An 18,617-nucleotide genomic window follows, 5' to 3' on the forward strand; every position below is an offset into this window, starting at 1 on the left:
ATCCTGCCGGGTTGCGATGCATCTCGCAATTTCCTAATCCGGAGACGAACCACGGCTCGAATCAAGCACGCCGCCATCATGTTGCCAGCCTCCATGGAGCACGCCGACGGCCTGCCGCAGCCGCAGCGTGGCCAGGCGGTCCTGACCATTGCGCTCGGCATTATCATGGCAGTGGTCGACAGCGCCATCGCCAACGTCGCGCTGCCGACGATCGCGGCCGACCTCGACGCCAGCCCGGCGTTCTCGATCTGGATCGTCAACGGCTACCAGCTCGCGATCACGATCTCGCTGCTGCCGCTGGCTTCGCTCGGCGAGATCGTCGGCTATCGCCGCGTCTATCTGGTCGGCCTGGTGCTGTTCACATTTGCCTCCGCACTCTGCGCGCTGGCGCACACGCTGCCGCTCCTCACGATTGCACGCATCGTGCAGGGGTTCGGCGCGGCCGGCATCATGAGCGTCAACGCAGCGCTGGTGCGTTTCACTTACCCACGCAGCCAGCTCGGCCGCGGCATCGGGCTCAACGCTCTCGTCGTCGCCTTCTCAGCCGCGGTCGGCCCGACGCTCGCCGCCGGTATCCTGGCGTTCGGCAGCTGGCCCTGGCTGTTCGCCATCAACGTTCCGCTCGGCGTGGTGACATTGGTGCTGGGCCTGCGCAGCCTGCCGCACACCAGGCCTGCGAGCCATTCCTTCGACTGGCAGAGCGCGGGGCTGTCCGCGATCACCTTCGGCGTCGGCATCGCGGCCGTCGATAGCGTCGGTCATGGCGAAGCCGCGATCACCTGCCTCGTGCAGTTCGCCATTGCGCTCGTCGCCGGCGCGCTGCTGATCTACCGCGAGACCCACATGGCCTCGCCGCTGCTGCCGATCGACCTATTGCGCATCCCCGTGTTCGCATTGTCGATTGCGACCTCGATCGCCTCGTTCTGCGGGCAGATGCTGGCCTTCGTCGCGATCCCCTTCTATCTCCAGAGCCGCTTCGGCTATTCGGCGGTGCATATGGGCCTCTTGATCACGCCGTGGCCGATCGCGGTGGCGTTCGCAGCCCCCCTCGCCGGCCGCCTGGTGGAGCATTATCCGGCCGGCCTGCTCGGCGGCATCGGCCTTACGCTGTTCGCCTGCGGCCTCGCTGCGCTCGCCTTGCTGCCGGCTGCGCCCACGCCGCTCGACGTAGTCTGGCGGATGGCGCTGGCCGGCGCCGGCTTCGGCTTGTTCCAGACCCCCAATAACCGCACCATGATCGCGGCCGCCCCGCGCGAGCGTGCCGGCGGCGCCAGCGGCATGCTGGGGACCGCGCGGCTGCTTGGGCAGACCACCGGCGCAGCGCTGGTGGCACTCTTCCTCGGCCGCTATCCGATCGAGGGAACCAGGATCGCGTTGCTGACCGGCGTCGGCTTCGCGCTCTGCGGCGCGGCGCTGAGCATGTTGCGGCTGTCGTCCGCGGGTGCGCGCGGCGCCGAACATGTTCGCGTGCAGGACGACCAGCGCCTGCGCGGCGAATAGCGCGCGACCATTTGGGAAGGCCGATTTCGGCTGCGTTCGCCGCGCCTCATATCTTCACCATCTCGGTGCGATATTTCGGCAGCAGTGCTGCGATCAGCTTGCCTTTCTCGGCCATCTCTTCCGGGGTCGGCTTCGGCGGTGGCGATGTGCGGCCTTCGACGGGAAAGCCAACCGCCAGGAAGAATTCGTCCTGTCCCGCTGGCGCGCACATGCAGAGCATACGGGCCGTCTTGCCGGACACGTTCTTGAACGCGTGCGGCGCGTTGGCCGGGACGTTGACGGTCGACCCCGCACTTACGGTATGGGACTTACCGCGAAAGGTGAATTCAAGTTCGCCTTCGAGCAGCGTGAACATTTCCTCGAAGTCGTGGCGGTGCGGCGGGGGCCCGCCGCCGGCGGGCACCAGCATGTCGACCAGGCAATAGCGTCCTGCGGTCTGCGCGCCCGACACCAGAACCGTGTAGGTGCCGCCGGCCACAGAGATATGCGGCACGTCAGCGCCGTCGGGATCGGCGACCGTCAGGGCGCGGCCGGGATCGTCGGCGGGGATCGAGGAAGCTGACGACGAGTTTGCAGAAGGCGTGTTGGTCATATCGGATCTTCTTGCTTATATTTGGCTGCCAATGAGAAAGGCCGGCTTCTCAGCCGGCCTTTTCAATTCATCGCGCGCAGATCAAGCCTTGACCAGCGGGCTCTTGGTCGGCCCCTTCGAGCCGCCGGGGCCACCGGGCTTGGACTTGCCCGGCGGGCGCTTGCGGGCACCGGGGAGCTTCTCCTGCTTCGGCGTGACCGGACCCTCGACGAACTCGAAGCCGATCTTGTCCTTGGTCTCGTCGGCCTCGTCCTTGACCAGAACGACGCGGACATGGCCGCCACCCTTGAGCTTGCCAAACAGCACCTCGTCGGCCAGCGGCTTCTTGATGTGCTCCTGGATCACGCGAGCCATGGGACGTGCGCCCATCTGCTCGTCGTAACCATGCTTCACCAGCCAGGTCTTGGCGGGGTCGGACAGCTCGATGGTGACGTCGCGATCGCCGAGTTGCGCTTCGAGCTGAAGCACGAACTTCTCGACCACCGTACCGATCACCTCGACGCTGAGATGGCCGAACGACACGACGGCATCGAGACGGTTGCGGAATTCCGGCGCGAACTGCCGGTTGATCGCCTCGTGGTCGTCGCCTTCCCGCTTCGAGCGCGTGAAGCCGAACGCCTGCTTGGCGAGATCGGACGCGCCCGCATTCGTGGTCATGATCAGGATCACGTTGCGGAAGTTGACCTGCTTGCCGTTGTGATCGGTGAGCCGACCGTGATCCATGATCTGGAGCAGGACGTTGTAGAGATCGGGATGCGCCTTCTCGATCTCGTCCAGCAGCACCACGCAATGCGGATGCTGGTCGACACCGTCGGTGAGCAAGCCGCCCTGATCGAAGCCGACATAGCCGGGAGGCGCGCCGATCAGGCGCGAGACGGTGTGCCGCTCCATGTATTCGGACATGTCGAAGCGCAACAGCTCGACGCCGAGCGACGCCGCGAGTTGTTTCGCGACCTCGGTCTTGCCGACGCCGGTCGGACCCGAGAACAGGTAGCAGCCGATCGGCTTCTCCGGCTCGCGCAGGCCCGCACGCGCCAGCTTGATCGAAGCGGCGAGCGATTCGATCGCCTTGTCCTGACCGAACACCGTGCGCTTCAGGGTCTGCTCGAGATGCTTGAGCACCTCGGCATCGTCCTTCGACACGCTCTTCGGCGGGATCCGCGCCATCGAGGCGATCGTGGTCTCGATCTCCTTGATGCCGATGGTCTTCTTGCGCTTGTTCTCGGCGACCAGCATCTGCGCCGCGCCGGATTCGTCGATCACGTCGATCGCCTTATCCGGCAGCTTGCGGTCGTGGATGTAGCGCGAAGAGAGCTGCACCGCGGCCTCGATCGCCTCATTGGTGTATTTCAGCCGGTGGTAGTCTTCGAAGTACGGCTTGAGGCCCTTGAGGATTGCAATCGCGTCCTCGACTGTCGGCTCGTTGACGTCGATCTTCTGGAAGCGCCGCACCAGCGCGCGGTCCTTCTCGAAGTGCTGGCGGTATTCCTTGTAGGTGGTCGAGCCCATGCAGCGGATGGTGCCGGAAGCGAGCGCGGGCTTGAGCAGGTTCGAGGCATCCATCGCCCCGCCCGACGTCGCGCCAGCACCGATCACGGTGTGGATCTCGTCGATGAACAGGATGGCGTTGGGATGCGCCTCGAGCTCCTTCAGCACCTGCTTCAGGCGTTCCTCGAAGTCGCCGCGATAGCGCGTACCGGCGAGCAGCGTGCCCATGTCGAGCGAGAACACGGTCGCAGCCGCCAGCACCTCCGGCACCTCGCTGTCGACGATGCGCTTGGCCAGGCCCTCCGCGATCGCGGTCTTGCCGACGCCGGCCTCGCCCACGAACAGCGGATTGTTCTTCTGCCGGCGACACAGCACCTGGATCGCGCGGTTGATCTCGGAATTGCGTCCGATCACCGGATCGATCTTGCCGTCGCGCGCCTTCTTGTTGAGGTTGACGCAATAGGTCTCGAGCGCCTCGCCCTTCTTCTTGGCGTCCTCGCTGCCCTTGGTCTCGGTCTCCTCGTCGACACCGCGCACCGGCCGCGCCTCGGAGACGCCCGGCCGCTTGGCAATACCGTGGCTGATATAATTGACGGCGTCGTAGCGCGTCATGTCCTGCTCCTGCAGGAAATACGCGGCATGACTCTCGCGCTCGGCAAAGATCGCGATCAGCACGTTGGCGCCGGTCACCTCTTCGCGACCGGACGACTGCACGTGGATCACCGCGCGCTGGATCACGCGCTGGAAGCCTGCAGTCGGCTTGGCGTCATCGGCGCCGTCCGTCACCAGGTTCTCGAATTCGGTCTCAAGATAATTGACGAGGCTCGTACGGAGCTTGTCGAGGTCGACGCTACAGGCGCGCATGACGGCGGCTGCATCGGAGTCGTCGATCAGGGAGAGCAAAAGATGCTCGAGCGTCGCGTATTGGTGATGACGCTCGTTTGCGATCGCCAGTGCACGATGCAGGGATTGTTCAAGGCTTTGGGAAAAAGTCGGCATTCGCGTCCTCTATGGCCCCCACCATCATGATCGCCATCGCCCGGTCAGGCAACAACAACCTTTGTCACATATAGTTATACAAGATCGCGGCGAAAGACCGGTTCCGCGACTCAGGCGGCTGCACAGCTGCGGTATTTTCGATGCAAAACCCGTTCCGGTTTGGGCACGATCAGCACCGGTCCGAAATTCCGTGGTTTTGCCGTCTGCAACGAACATCGCCCGCAGACATCACGCGGCAATCACACTGCGACATGCACAAGAACCGGCTTCGAACGTGCCGTAACGTGTCGTGTCTTACTTCTTTTCCATCACGCATTGCAGCGGATGCTGGTGCTTGCGAGCGAAATCCATCACCTGCGTCACCTTGGTCTCGGCAATCTCGTAGGTGAACACGCCGCACTCCCCGATCCCGTGATGATGAACGTGCAGCATGATCTTGGTTGCGGCCTCGGCGTCCTTCTGGAAGAATTTCTCCAGCACATGAACGACGAATTCCATCGGCGTGTAGTCGTCGTTCAGGATCAGCACACGGTACAGGTTCGGCCGTTTGGTCTTCGGCTTGACCTTGGTGATGACGGACGTGTTTGGCGCGGAAGGACCGCCGGAACGGTTCTCGTCGTTGCTCATCAGGGCAGCGTGGGCGGCGGCGGCCGCGGACGGATCTGGTCTGGAAGACAGTTGCGGCATGGCTCAGGCGTTCAAATTCCCCACGGAAGCGTATGACGGTTCGCCGCGCAGCCCCGGCCTTCGGAGCTTCGCACAGGCGCACCGCCTTGTTGGATCGCCGCTTCCAGCCGGTCCGGTCCAAGCCGGATCGGCCTCACCGAATATGGGCCTGCCCCCGGCTCGCCGCAAGCGTGCGGCAGCTCGGCCGATGCGGCCATGGCGCTCCCGATTCCCGGTCCGGGCGATCCTCACCAAGGTTAATCAATTCGGACTGATTTGACAAAAGCTTCCGCCCCGCCGGTTTAGAAGATGTTGACCAGGAACCCGGCCAGCAACGCGGCTGCGGCGGTTTCGCGCGGGCTATCTCCGGTTTTCTACGGACCAATTTACCCTGCGTTCAATGGCGTGGCGCGAAAACGGGCAAAGTCACAGATTCCGGGGATCGTCACGTCTGGCCTGACCCTCGTCAGCCGTATTGTTGGTCGATACGTCGCCCGGTTTGCAGCGGCCGAACAAGGCAATATCGCCGTGATCTTCGCCATCGCGCTGCTCCCGGTTTTGGGCTTCGTCGGAGCCGCGGTCGATTACAGCCGCGCGGCCCAGGCTCGTTCCGCAATGCAGGCGGCCCTCGATTCCACTGCGCTGATGGTTTCCAAGGATCTGTCGTCCGGCACCATCACGACGTCGCAGATCAGCACCAAGGCGCAGGCTTATTTCAACGCCCTGTTCACCGCCACCAACGCCCTGCCGTCGGTCAGCATCGCGGCCACTTACACCGCAAGCACCAGCATGGGCTCGACCATCGAGGTCACCGGCACCGGCACCTACACGACGGCCTTCATGAAGGTCGCAGGCTTCCCGACGCTCGACGTCGGCGCCAATTCCACCAGCGCCTGGGGTCTGGTGCGAATGCGCGTGGCCTTGGTGCTCGACAACACGGGCTCGATGGCTGACGACGGCAAGATGGCGGCGATGCAGACCGCCGCGAAGAGCCTGGTCGACCAGCTCAGCCCACTCGCCAAGACCAATGGCGACGTCTACATCTCGATTGTTCCGTTTGCCAAGGACGTCAACGTCGGCGCCAGCAACTACAACAAGTACTGGGTCGATTTCAGCGATTGGGACGCGGCCCGCGGCACCAGGTCCGCCAACCACAACACATGGACAGGGTGCGTGGTCGACCGCGACCAGGACTACGACACCAAGAACACGACGCCCACGAGCGGCAACGCGGGAACGCAGTTCCCGGCCGAACAGTACTCCTACTGCGACACCGGCAGTTCGTCCTATCTGCAGCCAATCATGCCGCTGAGCTACGACTGGAACTCACTGAAGAGCCGTATCGACGCCATGAAGCCCACCGGCAACACCAACCAGGGCATTGGCCTCGCCTGGGGCTGGATGACGCTGTCGACCGGCGATCCCATGAACGCTCCGGCCAAGGACACCAACTACACCTACAAGGATGCGATCGTGCTGCTCTCCGACGGTCTCAACACGCAGAACCGCTGGTACAGCAACGCCTGGCAAATCGACGCGCGGCAGAAGAAGCTGTGCGACAACGCCAAGGCGGCGAACATCACGATCTATACGGTGCAGGTGAACACCGGCAGCGACCCGACCTCCAGCGTGCTGCAATATTGCGCGAGCGGCAGCGACAAATTCTATCTGGTGACGAAGGCGGATCAGACCGTCTCGGTGTTCAAGGACATCGGCACGTCGCTGTCGAAGCTGCGCGTGGCGCGCTGAGATCGACACGCCGCGACAAACAAAAAAAGCCCGGCTACTGCAGCCGGGCTTTTGATTCCAGGACGTCAGGAAACGTTAGCTGGCGGCCGGGGTGAACTTCGACACGATGGTCTCGACCGGCTTGAACGCCTGCTTGGCGAGGTCGCTGTAGAGGCCGGCGATCTTCTGCGATTCCGCGACGAAGGACTCGTAGGCGGAACGGGCGAATTCGGTCTGCGCTTCGACGGCCTTGTCCAGCGACTTCACGCCGGAAAGCTTCTCGACGAAGGACTTGGTGTCTTCGAACGACTTCTTGGTGTAGTCGCCATAAGCGCTGGCGATCGCCTGAAGGCCGTGCTGCATCGAGGTCGCGGAGGCGACGTACTGCTCGAAGTGCTCTTTCCCGTAGCCTTGAAAGTCTTCAACCTTGAACATTCGGAATCCTTTTCCCTAGCCTTGTCGGAAGCCCCGGCTCCCTGACTCTGCTCACAATTAGTGCAACGCACAAAAAAGTCAAGAATTTTGTGCGTCGCACAAAATCGCAGGCAAATTTGCCAAGATTCCCGGGGTTTCCCGCAATGGTTCCTTAAGCTTTTGGAAACCGCGGCCCCCTACCTTGATTCCCTGGACGTGTTCAACTTCCACAAGCGGCCAAAAGCCGTTGGGGAACATCACCTTAGCCAGAACAGCGGCTCAGGTCCAACGTCCCCCGCGGCGAACATCTGCGGAGGACAGCCTGAGCAGGTAATGATCCCGGGTCCCTTGGGCACAATTTCGCCTCACGAGCCGGTGATCAAGTCAGAAACGGGGACGGGGTTTCATGCTTCGTAAAAACTTGTCTTCCTCGCGCTTGGCGCGGGTTGGCGTTTTTGGGCTTCTTGCGGTCACGAGTGCAGTCATCTTCACCACCGATGCTGCCGAGGCGCGGCGCCACCGGCGTCACTACGCGCAACACCGCGTGCAGCGCGATGTGTCCGAGAGTTCCAGCCCGAAATTCGCGTCGATCATCGTCGACGGCAACTCCGGCTCCGTGCTTCAGGCCACGAGTCCCGACGGGATCCGCCATCCGGCCTCGCTGACCAAGATCATGACGCTCTATCTCCTGTTCGAGCGCCTCGAGTCCGGGAAGATGAAGCTCGACACCGAGATGCCGGTGTCGCAGCACGCCGCCGATCAGGATCCCACCAAGCTGAACCTGCGTGCCGGCCAGACGATCCGCGTCGAGGACGCGATCAAAGGTCTCGTCACCCGCTCCGCCAACGACGCAGCCGTTGTGATCGCGGAAGCGATTGGCGGCGACGAGGACGACTTCGCCCAGATGATGACGCGCAAGGCGCGTTCGCTCGGCATGTCCAGGACGGTTTACCGCAACGCCAACGGTCTTCCCAACGACGAGCAGGTCACGACCGCGCGCGACCAGGCCACGCTCGGCCGCGCCATCCAGGAGCGCTTCCCGCGCTACTATCGCTATTTCGCGACCTCGACGTTCAACTGGCGCGGACAGTCGATCCGGAACCACAATCATCTGCTCGGGAATGTGGAGGGCGTGGACGGCATCAAGACCGGCTATACTCGCGCCTCCGGCTTCAATCTCGTGACCTCGATGCGCCGCGGCAACCGCCACCTGATCGGCGTGGTGCTGGGCGGCCGTAGCGGCGGCTCGCGCGACGCCATCATGCGTAACCTGCTCGCGGAGAACCTCGATAAGGCCGCGACCACCCACACCGTCGCCGCGGTCACCGAACGCAACGGCTCCGACGCCGCTGCCGAAGTCGCCGATACATCGGACACCCCGGCCCGTTCCGCTCCGCAGGTCCAGGCGTCGGCTGCCCCTGCTCCCGAAGCAGCCCCGTCGCGTCTCGCCGCGCGCCTTTCGACGCTTGCGGCTGCGGCTGCCGCGGTGCCGCCGGCTCAGCCCAGATCTGAAGCCAATAGGCCTGAAGTTCGGCCGATAGAATCCAAGATCGAGCCTGCGCCGCTCACCAATGGCGTGATCTCGAGCCAGCCGCTCTCGATCATCCCCGGTTCGTCCGAACCGATGAAGCCGGTCCGGGTCAAGACCGTCCAGGTCAAGGCCGGCGCGGTGAAGGTCGCCTCCGCCGCCCCGGCTCAGATCGCACCGCAGGTCACGAGCACGATCGCATCCCGCTCCGAAGTCGCCGAAACCTCCGGTGCCGTCGTCGCCCGCGCAGACCTCATCAACAAGCCCGAGGCCAGCCAACCGGAAGCTCCGAGAGCCGAGATCACCCGTGCCGAGCTGCCGCGGCAGCCGGCGGGCTTCGGCACCGGCAACGGCATCCTCGGCGTCTTGCCGGCCGCCGCCGCACCCGCCCCGGCTGCTGCGAAGCTCGCATCAGCCGACCCGGCGCTGCAGCCGATCCAGATGAGCGCCACCACGAAGCCGGTCGCTACCCACAGCGGCTGGATCGTTCAGGTCGGCGCGCTCGAGAGCGAGAACGAAGCCCAGCAGCGTATCGACGCGGCGCGCAGCTCGGCTCGCGGCCTGCTCAGCAAGGCCGACCCATTCACCGAGCCGGTCGTCGCGAAAGATAATCGCAAGCTCTACCGCGCCCGCTTCGCCGGGCTCGACCGCGACCAGGCCGAAGCCGTCTGCCGCACCCTGAAGCGCGCCGATATCTCCTGCATGACCGTCCGCAACTGAACTTTCGCACCGCTCCAATGAAAATGCCCGCGCCTTGCGCGGGCATTTTCATTTTCGGGATGCGGTGACCGACGAGGCTGTTCCACGACAACCTCTCGTCAAGGATTTACGGTTAAAACTTTACGCAAGGGATCGACCACGCCGACAATGGCGGGCATCGGGGCGACGGCAAACAGAGCAAGCAGAGCTCACACGGGACGAGCGTTTGTAGCGTGGTGCCGGAGTTAGCCGTTATGCGTGCGAAGCAGAGTATCCTTGGCCTCGTTTACACGGGCAGCGAGATACGTCGAGCCCCCCTGGTCGGGATGCAGTTTCTTCATCAGGGACTTGTGAGCCCGGCTGATGTCGTCACGCCCCGCCCCCGGCTGCAGGCCAAGGATCTGATAGGCCTCCTCCGTCGTCATTTTACCGCTCGCCACCGTGCGGCGCTGCCCCCCTGCCGCGTCGCCCTGCGCGTTCTGACGCCAAGCGGGAAACCGGCGGTCCAGATAGCTTTCAAGTAGGGCCACGCTCTCGGCGTCGAACGCCGGGACCATTGCCAGCAGGGCCGCGAGATCAAACTCATCGAGATCGCGCCCGGCGTGAGGCCCGGCGACGATCTGGCCTCCGAGCTGGCCGGAATCGTGATCGAGCCGCATATCCAGGAATTGCGAGCGCACGCGCGAGGCCTGACCGGCCGGGCGCGTCGCGCCCCCGCCGAACAGCCCGCCGATATTGCCGAAGCCGGCGTTTGCCATCGGTGTCCAGCCCAAGAGCCCGGCGCCGAATATCCCGAGCGGGATCGCCACCACCAGTTCGCCCTTCAAGCCCGTGAACGCTGCGACAGCCAGCGCCACCACGCCGCCACCGAACCTGATCGCGCGTGCCAGCACGGCCGGATTGGCCGAACGGAACATCTGGAGCAGCAAATAAAGGGTGATAATTGCGATAGCGCCGGCGATCAGGGTCATGGCCGGAATATAGTCGGCCTACCGCCAAAAAGCATCGTGTCCTTGCGCCAGCGCTACTTCATCTGGCCGATCAGCCTGGCCGCGCCACTGGCGCTCTTCGCCAATTGCAACAGCGCCTCGCGTCCGCCGGCCGCGTAGGCGGCGGCTGCGCGCAACAGCTCGCGCAACTGCGCCGCCGCGCCCGGATCGAACCGGCACCAAGCGCCGCCGGTCAGGCGCGCGATCTCGCGAAAGGCCTTCTCGGCCACCGCGTCATGGCCTTCCTGAAAGATGAACACAGGCACTTTGAGCATGCCGAGCTCGCCTGCCTTGGCGCAGAGCTGGTCGACGTTCTCCTCCATGGCGTCGCCGACGAAGACGACGGCGCGCACGCCGGATGCGACGGCCTCGCGCCGGGCCTCGCTCAGCACCTTGCCGATCTGGGTGTCGCCGCCACGGCAATCGATCTTGCTCATCAGCGCCGCCAGCCTGGCGCTGTCGGAGATCCATCCCGTGGCGCGGCACTCGTCGAAGCCGCGATAGTAGACGAGCCGGATGTCGAGACTGCCGAGCGCGGCGGTCTCACGGAACATGTCGGCCTGAAGCGCGCAAGCCATGTCCCAAGTCGGCTGCCGGCTCATCGTCGCATCCAGCGCGAAGATCAGCCGCCCTTTTGCACCGGGCGCATGCGGTGACAGCGCGCGCGCGTTGGCAACGAAGGCGGCGATGTCCTCCGAGGTCGAGGTCCCCGCCTGCGGCACAGCGTCGCCTGGTTGCGCCGAGACGGCATCGCGGCCGCGCGGTTTGATGGGTTCGCCGGACATTTCCTTGACCCTTGCGTGAGCGGCTAATGTGGTCAGCGGATGTAGCCCGGTCAATGTGCAAAGCCCCCGCAGGCGGCAGCCGGCGGAGGCTTTGAAAATCGGTATCGACGACGAGGAAGGTGTCAGCTCTTGGCAGGCGCCATCAAAGCGACCGGCCCGGGCTCGAGAATCTTGGGCGGGGACGATTGCGTGTCGACCGGCGCCACTTCGCTGTCGGTCGCGCTCAGGAACTTGTCGAGCATGCCCTGGATCGAGTTCTTGGCAGCGTCCGGACCCGTGTCGCGCATGTCGTTGTGCTGGAATTCGGTCTTCACGACCTGGATGCCGGCCTTCTCGCATTCTTCGTCGGTCGGGATCACACCCGCATCGGCCTTGAACTGCGGATCGGTGGAGCGGAACGACAGGATCTTGAACTTGCCGGCGGTGACGAAGGGCACGCGAAGATTGTCGAGTGTGACGACCTTCTTGACCTCATCCGGATACTGCTTGGCGAAATACATCGTGATGTCGCCGCCCATGGAGTGGCCGACCATCGTCACCTTTTCATAGTCGGCGTTGGGCTGAACCTTCTTCATTTCCTGCATGGCGAGATGGATGTTGGCGACGCCGCGCAGGATCTGCGGCAGCCGGCCGACATAGATCTCGCCGGGCTTGGTCACCATCGGTGGATCGGTCGGCAAATCATGCTGCGGGCTGACGACGAGGTAGCCGCGCGCGGCGAAAATGTTGGCGAGGAAGCCGTACTCGGTGTTCTTGACGGTGTTGCCGTGGTTGATCACGGCGACCGGCATCGTGATCATGCCGGCATTGGCCTGCATTTCCTTGTCACGACGGATCGCGACATCGACGGGCACCGCACGGTTGTCGCGCGAGGCATCGTAGAAGGTGATGGTCTCGTGCCTGATCGCCCACTTGCTCGCCGTGAAATAGGCGACGCCACAGAGGGCACTGACCGAAACCAGAACGGCAATTCCACGCTTCATTTTCGTCCTCAGCCTCAGGCTCTTGCGGCCTGAATCCCTGTTGAAAATCGTGTTCTTCCGGAACTCTTCGGCCCCTGGTCGCCTATTCCCTAATATATGTCACAGCCGCGTGACAGGAAGGCCAAATATTGTCAACCGGCAGCCCTTTCATTGTGCGGCGCACACGTTTCTTGGGCATCTCGCTCTCACACGGCTACGTCAGGGTGCACGTCACCATCCGACGCAACCTGTCTCGATCGGTTCCGTTTTGCAGTAAACACGGGGTGAAAACGGTTGAGCGCGGGCTCGGTTCCCCGGGGAGACCGGCCTCTTGATCGACTGGAAGTAGCGATGTACCGCCGCCTCAAGCGCCGAGGATGTCGTGGACCTCGAGCGGCTTGTCGACCTGGTTGAACCACTCGGCGCGATTGGCCGCGCGGCGACGTCCGCGCTCGTCGAGCGGAAGCTTGAGCTGGCGGAGCAGGCTCGTCACCTCCTCCCGTGCGGTGAGATGGCCGAGATTTGGCCGCATGCCGAGCGTGGCCTCGTCGATCTCGTCCAGCGCGGTCAGACCGCGCGGGAAGAACTCGCGATAGACGACCCGTTCGGCGAAGCCGTCGACGTAGCGGAAGCCGAGCCGCAGCGACAAATCCTTCAACCCATCGGCAACGAGCTGCTTGTTGCGGGAGCCGAGCATCGACAGGCGGTTGCGCACCACGATCCAGTCGGTGGTCGCACCGTCGAGCTGGCGGCGCTTGCGCCTGACATCCCGCACCATCTCCGCGTAGTGGCTCTCGCCTGTCACCGCGTAATTGGCGGGATCGACAGTGCCGAGCACATCGAAATCGAGGAAGCTGTCATTGATCGGGGTCACCAGCGTGTCGGCCATCGAGTGCGCAAGCCGCATCAGGTAGCTGTCGGTGCCGGGCGTATCGATGACGATGAAGTCGAAGCTGCTCTCGACCGCCGAGACCGCCTCCATGAACTGAAGGAACTCCGAATTCTCGTTCTCGGCAACCTGCATCGTTTCGCCAAGCTTGATGCAGCGATGCAACGGCAGTTCGAGGTCGAGCTTGGTTCGGCGCGCCCAGGCGGAACGGTTGTTGATGTAGTGAGTAAAGCTCTGCTGACGGCAGTCGAGGTCGATGGTGGCGACGCGCTGGCCGGCTTTGAGAAGCGCGACTGCGATGTGCAGGGCGGTGGTCGACTTGCCGGAGCCGCCTTTCTCGTTGCCGAGCACGACCACATGCGCCGAGCCGGACTGGCCTTGGCTAGCTTGCACAAGCATCGCGATCCTCAACACCCCTAACGAATATCTTCGAGTTGGCCGCGTCTGCGGTCAAGTGAAATGCGTGACAGGCAAGACAAATCGCGGCGCGCTGACCTTCATCATGAATCGCGGCGCCGCTTCGCGTCTGTGATCCAGCCCACAATGCCGCGACGCTTGCGCGGCTTTGCGCGGGATGCTGTGCCGCATCCGGATGCATGGCGTCCATGGTCGCCGCTTGTTAAGGTTAGCCTGCCGGGCGCCGGAACGCGCCCGTCGATTCCCGATCGCGTCGAGTTCTGATGTCACGCAGCCCCTTGATCGCCCGCACGGTCCCCGCCTTGCGACGCGCCGTCGACAATCTTCGCAAGCGAAAGGCGACGATCGCGCTGGTCCCGACCATGGGAGCGCTCCATGACGGCCATGTGTCGCTGGTACGCCTCGCCAGGCGGCGCGCGAGCCGCGTCGTGGTGTCGATCTTCGTCAACCCGACCCAGTTCGCGCCGACCGAGGATTTTGGCGCCTATCCGCGAACCTGGAAGGCCGATCTCGCCAAGCTAGCCGCCGAGGACGTCGATATCGTCTGGCATCCCGGCGCCGAGGCCATGTACCCGGAGGGCTTTGCCACCCGCATCGTGCCGGAGGGACCGGCGCTGGCTGGCCTCGAAGACCGCTTCCGCCCGCATTTCTTCGCCGGCGTCGCCACTGTCGTCGGCAAGCTGTTCACCCAGTGCCGGCCGGATGTCGCGATCTTCGGCGAGAAGGATTTTCAGCAGTTGCGGGTGGTGGCGCAGATGGCTCGCGACCTCGAGCTCGGCGTCAAGGTGATCGGCTCCCGCACCGTGCGCGAGCGCGATGGGCTCGCGATGTCCTCGCGCAACGTCTATTTGTCGCCACAGGAACGGCAGACCGCAACCACGCTATACCGCGCCATGAAGGAGAGCGCCGGGCGCATTCGCGCCGGCGAAGCGGTCGCGCCCGCAATGGCGCGCGGTGCCGCGATGATCACGGCGGCCGGCTTTGAGCTCGACTATTTCGAAGTGCGCCATGCAGCGACCCTGGCACAGGTCAGCTCGCGCAACGACGGACCGTTGCGCATCCTGGTCGCGGCCAAGCTCGGCACCACCCGGCTGATCGACAATATCGCGGTTTAGAGCAGCCCGAGATCGCGCAGCTCGCGCCGCATCGGCTCAGGCATCGCCGCGATCGAGCCGGCGGCGGACCTGCCGAGATCGGGCGGCACCGAATCGTCGGCAAGATAGCGCCAGCCCTGGAACGGGCGCATCGGCCGCGGCGACACCGGGATCACCTTCGGCTGCATAACGATCCGGCAGCGCCCGATGCCGTCCTTGTCGCGGAACGGCTCGATGCCGATGATCTTTTCGCGCGCGGCGACCTCGCCCTTGATCACCCAATAGAGCGACCCGCCCGACAGGATCTCGGCGTCGCGCTTGGGCACCATGCGGGTGATGTGGATGTGATGTTGCGGCAGCCCCTTCTTCTTGGCGGTCTGCATCCGTTCGGCGGTCCACTCCTTCAATTCCTTGACGGATTCGCAGCCGACGGCGAGCTTGATCAGATGTAGTGGCATGCCCCAGCATTAGCCGGACAGCCACGCATTTGGAATGCCGATCTACTCGTTATCCGCAGCCGGGGCAGCCGCGGCCGGCGGCGTGAGCGGAACCGGTGCTGCCGCCGGCGCCCGCGCAGCCTTCGGCGCAGGCGGCTTCTTCGCGGCGGGAGCTGCGGCCTGCGCCGAGGCCGCTGCGGGGGCGCGCGGAGCCGCCGCGTTTGCGGTGGGCGCCGCCTGACGCGTCGGCGGCTCGGGATTCATGATGCTGACCGGCGGCGTCGACGAGGCACTCGGGAACTCCGCATTGGTCGGCTTGCCCGTCGGCATCGACGGCGGCAGCCCCGCAAGTGCGGCAGTGGCCGGCAACGATTGCGCTGCTGCAGGCGCATTCCAGGTCGGGGCGTAGCGCGCGACCAGCGTGTCGTAGAGATGGGAATCCATGTTGGCGGCGACCCGCTGCTGGTCGGTCAGCGAGCGGAAGGCCGCGCAGTCAAACTGCGTGCAGCCATCGCGCGCGACCAGCACATGCGCGACCAGGCCGTAGCGATCACGCTCCAGCGACTTGCGCAGCACCTTGATGTCGGGCGTCAGGCTCTTCTCGGCGGTCGCGGCATCGCCGAGCGCCGTCAGCCGGTCGATCCTGGCCGCGGTCGTGGAGACGGCCGCAGCCGCCGCGTCAGGCGCGCCGAACAGCGCCTTCTCGCAGCCCATGGCCACGGCATCGCCCGCGAGATCGTCGAGACAGGACAGCGCCGGCAGGCTCGCGGTCATCGCCGCCTGTGCGCGCGCCTCGGTCGGCGTGGTCTGCCCCGCCGGTCCATCGACGCGCACAACAGCAGCCAGCGCGATGGCAATGGCGAGCAGCGCAATGACGGTCAGCGCGCCGTTGGCGACCGATCGTTCGGCGCGCAGCAGCGTGACCAGGAGAATCAGTCCGAAGAAGCCGGCAGCCGCCAGCATCATCCACATTGGAAGGGCCGGCGAGCTCCAGATTTGGTCAAACGACGAGGCCCATGCCCAGTTCATGCGCGACGTCCCCTCACGCGAGCAGAGAGCGAATGGTCAAAGCGAGTACCGAGAGTCGGCAACTGCCCCCGGCCCACCTTTTGAAGGTGAAGCGGGCCTTTTGACGGCGGCAGAATACAAATTCCCGGGGACGCGCCGATGCGCGGATAGCGTCGGCCTTCAGGACAGCGCGAGCTGGCTTTCCTTGGCGACGCGTTCGAAGGCTTCGGTCGAGCTCTTGATCCGGTACTGACAGTCGTCACCATCGGTCGGCAGGAGGCGGATGACCTCATACGAGCCGCTGGCAGCGGGGCGTGCGACATTGCTGGCGGTGAACAATACGCGCGCGCCAATAGGGAATTTGTGCTTCAACACCCTCTCCATCACTCAAACAACGCCTGCCACGCCCGTGGTCCCACTGCGTCGGCCGGCCGGAAACCCGGCCGCTGTATAGCATGCGACGAGCGTTTTTGGCCAGCAGTATGCGACATGGCAAACGTGCGAATTTTGCAGTTATTTCAGAGTGATGCCGTCAGCCGACGATACCGCTGGAACCGGTTCTTCCGGGGGGTATGGGGCAAACGGCCGTCGGGGCTGGCGTGATCCACCACCTTGGGCGGTTCCTGGGCCGTGAGGTCCCTCTCCCTGCCGACCATCCTGGCATGGAGCGCCGCCGGCTTGCTCGACGTCGAGCGAGGCCGATCACCGCAGATTACACGTTCTCGAACTTTTCGATGACCAGCGTTTCGGCGAGCGCGTCCCGGGTCCATTCCTGGAACGCCGGAAGCGCCAGCATTGTGTCCATGTAGGCCTTGGTCTCCGGCGTGACCTCAATCGCGTAGGTGCGAAAGCGGTGCACGACCGGAGCATACATCGCATCCGCCGCGCCGAAGCGCCCGAACAGGAACGGTCCATTGGCGCCATACCGGGCCCGGCATTCGCGCCAGATCTCCTGCACGCGCGCGATATTGGCCTCGGCGTCCGCCGACAGCGTCACGGGGCGCACCGGGCGGTGCAGGTTCATGCCGCATTCGTTGCGAAGGGCCATGAAGCCGGAATGCATCTCGGCGCACACCGAACGGGCATGGGCGCGCGCGGCGGCCTCGTCCGGCCACAACTTCACTTCCGGATAGCGCTCGGCGATGTATTCGATGATGCTGAGCGAATCCCACACCGTGATGTCGCCATCGACCAGCACCGGCACCTTGCCGGCGCGGCTGAACGAGATGATCTGCTCCTTGTCCGCGGGATTGTCGGTGTAGAGCGGGATGAGGGTCTCCACGAACGGAATGTCGTTGGCGCGGAGCGCGAGCCAGGGCCGCATCGACCATGACGAGTAATTCTTGTTGCCGATTGCGAGTTTCAGCGCAGCCATGTCATCAGTCCTTCTCGATACGCCTTGAAGAGAGCCGCTTTTAACGCCATCGCCTGCCGCCAATCAATCGTTGCTGCACCTCGCCATGCGTGGCAAGCGTTGCGATCCTCTCCAGGAGACTGACATGAGCAGGCATTGGGTCGACATCACAGCAGTCGGCTTCTTCATCATCGAATGGCTGGTCTACGCCCTGACGCTGGAGCATTCGGCCTATGGCCGCGACAGCCTGTCGGCGCGCATGAACCGCTACCGCGAGGTGTGGGTGCGCCGGCTGCTCGACCGCGACGCGCGCATGGTCGACATGCAGATCATGGCCTCGTTGCAGAACGGCACCGCCTTCTTCGCCTCCACCAGCCTGATCGCGCTCGGCGGCGCGCTGGCGCTGCTGCACGCGACCAACGACGCGATCACGATCTTGAGCAAGCTGCCGATCGATCTCAGTACCTCGCCGGCGATGTGGGAGCTGAAATGCGTCGGCCTCGTCCTGATCTGCGTCTATGCCTTCTTCAAATTCGCCTGGTCGTACCGCCTGTTCAACTATGTCGCGATCCTGTTCGGCGGCATGCCGGCAGCCTCGCAGCGTGACACGCCGGAGGCCGAAGCTCATGTGATCCGCACCTCGCGCCTGTTCGAATCCGCCGGCCGCCATTTCAACCGCGGCCAGCGCGCCTTCTTCTTCGCACTCGGCTATCTCGGCTGGTTCGTCAGCCCCTGGGTGTTGTTCGTAACCACGGCAACCGTGGTAATCGTGACTTGGCGGCGGCAATTCGCCTCGAGCGCGTGGGAAGCGATGGCGCCGGAGGTGGTGAATGGCGAGGAGACGCGGCGCGGTCCCTGACGCGCTCGTGTTGCGGCTCTGCAGTGCACCGCTGAGTAGCGGTGCGTCCACAAGAGCGAATGTGGCGCACCCTCTCTCCACATCGTCATTGCGAGCGCAGCGAAGCAATCCAGAATCCCTCCGCGGCGGCAGACTGGATTTGGTAGCTGCGCGCGCAAATAAGGGGCAAGAGGCGGCCGCGCCACATTTTCACCACGCAAAACGAAATT

17 protein-coding genes are annotated in these 18,617 nt (G+C 64.3%); 5 read left to right on the top strand and 12 right to left on the bottom strand.

The annotated features are described in order from the left end of the window. Nucleotides 1–78: 78 nt before the first annotated feature. Complete coding sequence (locus AC0L23_RS17940; RefSeq protein WP_051112982.1) at nt 79–1,500, top strand: MFS transporter; 1,422 nt, start codon at nt 79–81, stop codon at nt 1,498–1,500. A gap of 46 nt (nt 1,501–1,546) precedes the next feature. Here the strand turns inward: AC0L23_RS17940 and AC0L23_RS17945 are convergent, their stop codons facing one another. The 3 genes from AC0L23_RS17945 to clpS form a co-directional block, all read right to left on the bottom strand. Continuing rightward, entirely contained in the window at nt 1,547–2,092 is a 546-nt protein-coding gene (locus AC0L23_RS17945) for a cupin domain-containing protein (protein WP_085360939.1), read from the bottom strand. An 81-nt stretch (nt 2,093–2,173) separates the two neighbouring features. Further along, nucleotides 2,174–4,579 (bottom strand): ATP-dependent Clp protease ATP-binding subunit ClpA, encoded by a 2,406-nt coding sequence (gene clpA / locus AC0L23_RS17950; RefSeq protein ID WP_018455181.1) that lies wholly within the window; start codon nt 4,577–4,579, stop codon nt 2,174–2,176. A 294-nt stretch (nt 4,580–4,873) separates the two neighbouring features. Then, complete coding sequence (gene clpS / locus AC0L23_RS17955) at nt 4,874–5,206, bottom strand: ATP-dependent Clp protease adapter ClpS (RefSeq protein ID WP_018455182.1); 333 nt, start codon at nt 5,204–5,206, stop codon at nt 4,874–4,876. A gap of 348 nt (nt 5,207–5,554) precedes the next feature. Here clpS and AC0L23_RS17960 point away from each other — a divergent pair, with 348 nt between their 5' ends. Then, entirely contained in the window at nt 5,555–6,994 is a 1,440-nt protein-coding gene (locus tag AC0L23_RS17960) for a vWA domain-containing protein (protein WP_473357176.1), read from the top strand. Between the two features lie 75 nt (nt 6,995–7,069). On the opposite strand, the gene AC0L23_RS17965 is transcribed toward AC0L23_RS17960, so the two are convergent. Further along, nucleotides 7,070–7,408, bottom strand: a complete 339-nt coding sequence (locus tag AC0L23_RS17965; protein WP_007603238.1) for a phasin family protein — start codon at nt 7,406–7,408, stop codon at nt 7,070–7,072. Nucleotides 7,409–7,793: 385 nt separating this feature from the next. On the opposite strand from AC0L23_RS17965, the gene AC0L23_RS17970 reads away from it, so the two are divergent. Next, nucleotides 7,794–9,635 (top strand): serine hydrolase, encoded by a 1,842-nt coding sequence (locus AC0L23_RS17970; RefSeq protein WP_473357177.1) that lies wholly within the window; start codon nt 7,794–7,796, stop codon nt 9,633–9,635. A 224-nt stretch (nt 9,636–9,859) separates the two neighbouring features. On the opposite strand, the gene AC0L23_RS17975 is transcribed toward AC0L23_RS17970, so the two are convergent. From AC0L23_RS17975 to AC0L23_RS17990, 4 genes are all read right to left on the bottom strand, one after another. Beyond that, entirely contained in the window at nt 9,860–10,585 is a 726-nt protein-coding gene (locus AC0L23_RS17975) for a DnaJ domain-containing protein (RefSeq protein ID WP_018455184.1), read from the bottom strand. Between the two features lie 53 nt (nt 10,586–10,638). Beyond that, nucleotides 10,639–11,388 carry a vWA domain-containing protein gene (locus AC0L23_RS17980; protein ID WP_085360935.1) on the bottom strand — a complete coding sequence of 250 codons (750 nt, stop codon included), beginning with the start codon at nt 11,386–11,388 and terminating at the stop codon, nt 10,639–10,641. Nucleotides 11,389–11,510: 122 nt separating this feature from the next. After that, entirely contained in the window at nt 11,511–12,371 is an 861-nt protein-coding gene (locus AC0L23_RS17985) for an alpha/beta fold hydrolase (protein ID WP_085360933.1), read from the bottom strand. Between the two features lie 343 nt (nt 12,372–12,714). Next, nucleotides 12,715–13,638, bottom strand: coding sequence for a division plane positioning ATPase MipZ (locus AC0L23_RS17990; RefSeq protein ID WP_018455186.1), 924 nt, complete (start codon nt 13,636–13,638; stop codon nt 12,715–12,717). A gap of 281 nt (nt 13,639–13,919) precedes the next feature. On the opposite strand from AC0L23_RS17990, the gene panC reads away from it, so the two are divergent. Continuing rightward, entirely contained in the window at nt 13,920–14,771 is an 852-nt protein-coding gene (gene panC / locus AC0L23_RS17995; protein WP_026232898.1) for a pantoate--beta-alanine ligase, read from the top strand. On the opposite strand, the gene AC0L23_RS18000 is transcribed toward panC, so the two are convergent. The 4 genes from AC0L23_RS18000 to AC0L23_RS18015 all read right to left on the bottom strand — a co-directional run bounded on the left by AC0L23_RS18000 (nt 14,768) and on the right by AC0L23_RS18015 (nt 17,570). Further along, nucleotides 14,768–15,208, bottom strand: a complete 441-nt coding sequence (locus AC0L23_RS18000) for a DUF1489 family protein (protein ID WP_018455188.1) — start codon at nt 15,206–15,208, stop codon at nt 14,768–14,770. The two genes, panC and AC0L23_RS18000, sit on opposite strands and share 4 nt — an antisense overlap. 42 nt (nt 15,209–15,250) lie before the next feature. After that, a complete protein-coding gene (locus AC0L23_RS18005) occupies nt 15,251–16,216 on the bottom strand; it encodes a hypothetical protein (RefSeq protein WP_085351366.1) in 966 nt (321 codons plus the stop codon). Between the two features lie 159 nt (nt 16,217–16,375). Further along, on the bottom strand, nt 16,376–16,579 hold the full coding sequence (locus AC0L23_RS18010; RefSeq protein WP_007611353.1) for a hypothetical protein: 204 nt from the start codon (nt 16,577–16,579) through the stop codon (nt 16,376–16,378). A gap of 328 nt (nt 16,580–16,907) precedes the next feature. Then, a complete protein-coding gene (locus AC0L23_RS18015) occupies nt 16,908–17,570 on the bottom strand; it encodes a glutathione S-transferase family protein (protein WP_018455191.1) in 663 nt (220 codons plus the stop codon). 124 nt (nt 17,571–17,694) lie between these two features. On the opposite strand from AC0L23_RS18015, the gene AC0L23_RS18020 reads away from it, so the two are divergent. After that, nucleotides 17,695–18,408 (top strand): DUF599 domain-containing protein, encoded by a 714-nt coding sequence (locus AC0L23_RS18020; RefSeq protein ID WP_085351440.1) that lies wholly within the window; start codon nt 17,695–17,697, stop codon nt 18,406–18,408. Nucleotides 18,409–18,617 lie beyond the last annotated feature (209 nt).

Source organism: Bradyrhizobium sp. MI1.4 (genome assembly GCF_055811315.1).

Coding starts and splice junctions, on each gene's coding strand:
- AC0L23_RS17940 (WP_051112982.1), top strand. CDS start 79: ATGTTGCCAGCCTCCATGGAGCACGCCGACGGCCTGCCGCAGCCGCAG.
- AC0L23_RS17945 (WP_085360939.1), bottom strand. CDS start 2,092: ATGACCAACACGCCTTCTGCAAACTCGTCGTCAGCTTCCTCGATCCCC.
- clpA (WP_018455181.1), bottom strand. CDS start 4,579: ATGCCGACTTTTTCCCAAAGCCTTGAACAATCCCTGCATCGTGCACTG.
- clpS (WP_018455182.1), bottom strand. CDS start 5,206: ATGAGCAACGACGAGAACCGTTCCGGCGGTCCTTCCGCGCCAAACACG.
- AC0L23_RS17960 (WP_473357176.1), top strand. CDS start 5,555: ATGTTGACCAGGAACCCGGCCAGCAACGCGGCTGCGGCGGTTTCGCGC.
- AC0L23_RS17965 (WP_007603238.1), bottom strand. CDS start 7,408: ATGTTCAAGGTTGAAGACTTTCAAGGCTACGGGAAAGAGCACTTCGAG.
- AC0L23_RS17970 (WP_473357177.1), top strand. CDS start 7,794: ATGCTTCGTAAAAACTTGTCTTCCTCGCGCTTGGCGCGGGTTGGCGTT.
- AC0L23_RS17975 (WP_018455184.1), bottom strand. CDS start 10,585: ATGACCCTGATCGCCGGCGCTATCGCAATTATCACCCTTTATTTGCTG.
- AC0L23_RS17980 (WP_085360935.1), bottom strand. CDS start 11,388: ATGTCCGGCGAACCCATCAAACCGCGCGGCCGCGATGCCGTCTCGGCG.
- AC0L23_RS17985 (WP_085360933.1), bottom strand. CDS start 12,371: ATGAAGCGTGGAATTGCCGTTCTGGTTTCGGTCAGTGCCCTCTGTGGC.
- AC0L23_RS17990 (WP_018455186.1), bottom strand. CDS start 13,638: ATGCTTGTGCAAGCTAGCCAAGGCCAGTCCGGCTCGGCGCATGTGGTC.
- panC (WP_026232898.1), top strand. CDS start 13,920: ATGTCACGCAGCCCCTTGATCGCCCGCACGGTCCCCGCCTTGCGACGC.
- AC0L23_RS18000 (WP_018455188.1), bottom strand. CDS start 15,208: ATGCCACTACATCTGATCAAGCTCGCCGTCGGCTGCGAATCCGTCAAG.
- AC0L23_RS18005 (WP_085351366.1), bottom strand. CDS start 16,216: ATGAACTGGGCATGGGCCTCGTCGTTTGACCAAATCTGGAGCTCGCCG.
- AC0L23_RS18010 (WP_007611353.1), bottom strand. CDS start 16,579: ATGGAGAGGGTGTTGAAGCACAAATTCCCTATTGGCGCGCGCGTATTG.
- AC0L23_RS18015 (WP_018455191.1), bottom strand. CDS start 17,570: ATGGCTGCGCTGAAACTCGCAATCGGCAACAAGAATTACTCGTCATGG.
- AC0L23_RS18020 (WP_085351440.1), top strand. CDS start 17,695: ATGAGCAGGCATTGGGTCGACATCACAGCAGTCGGCTTCTTCATCATC.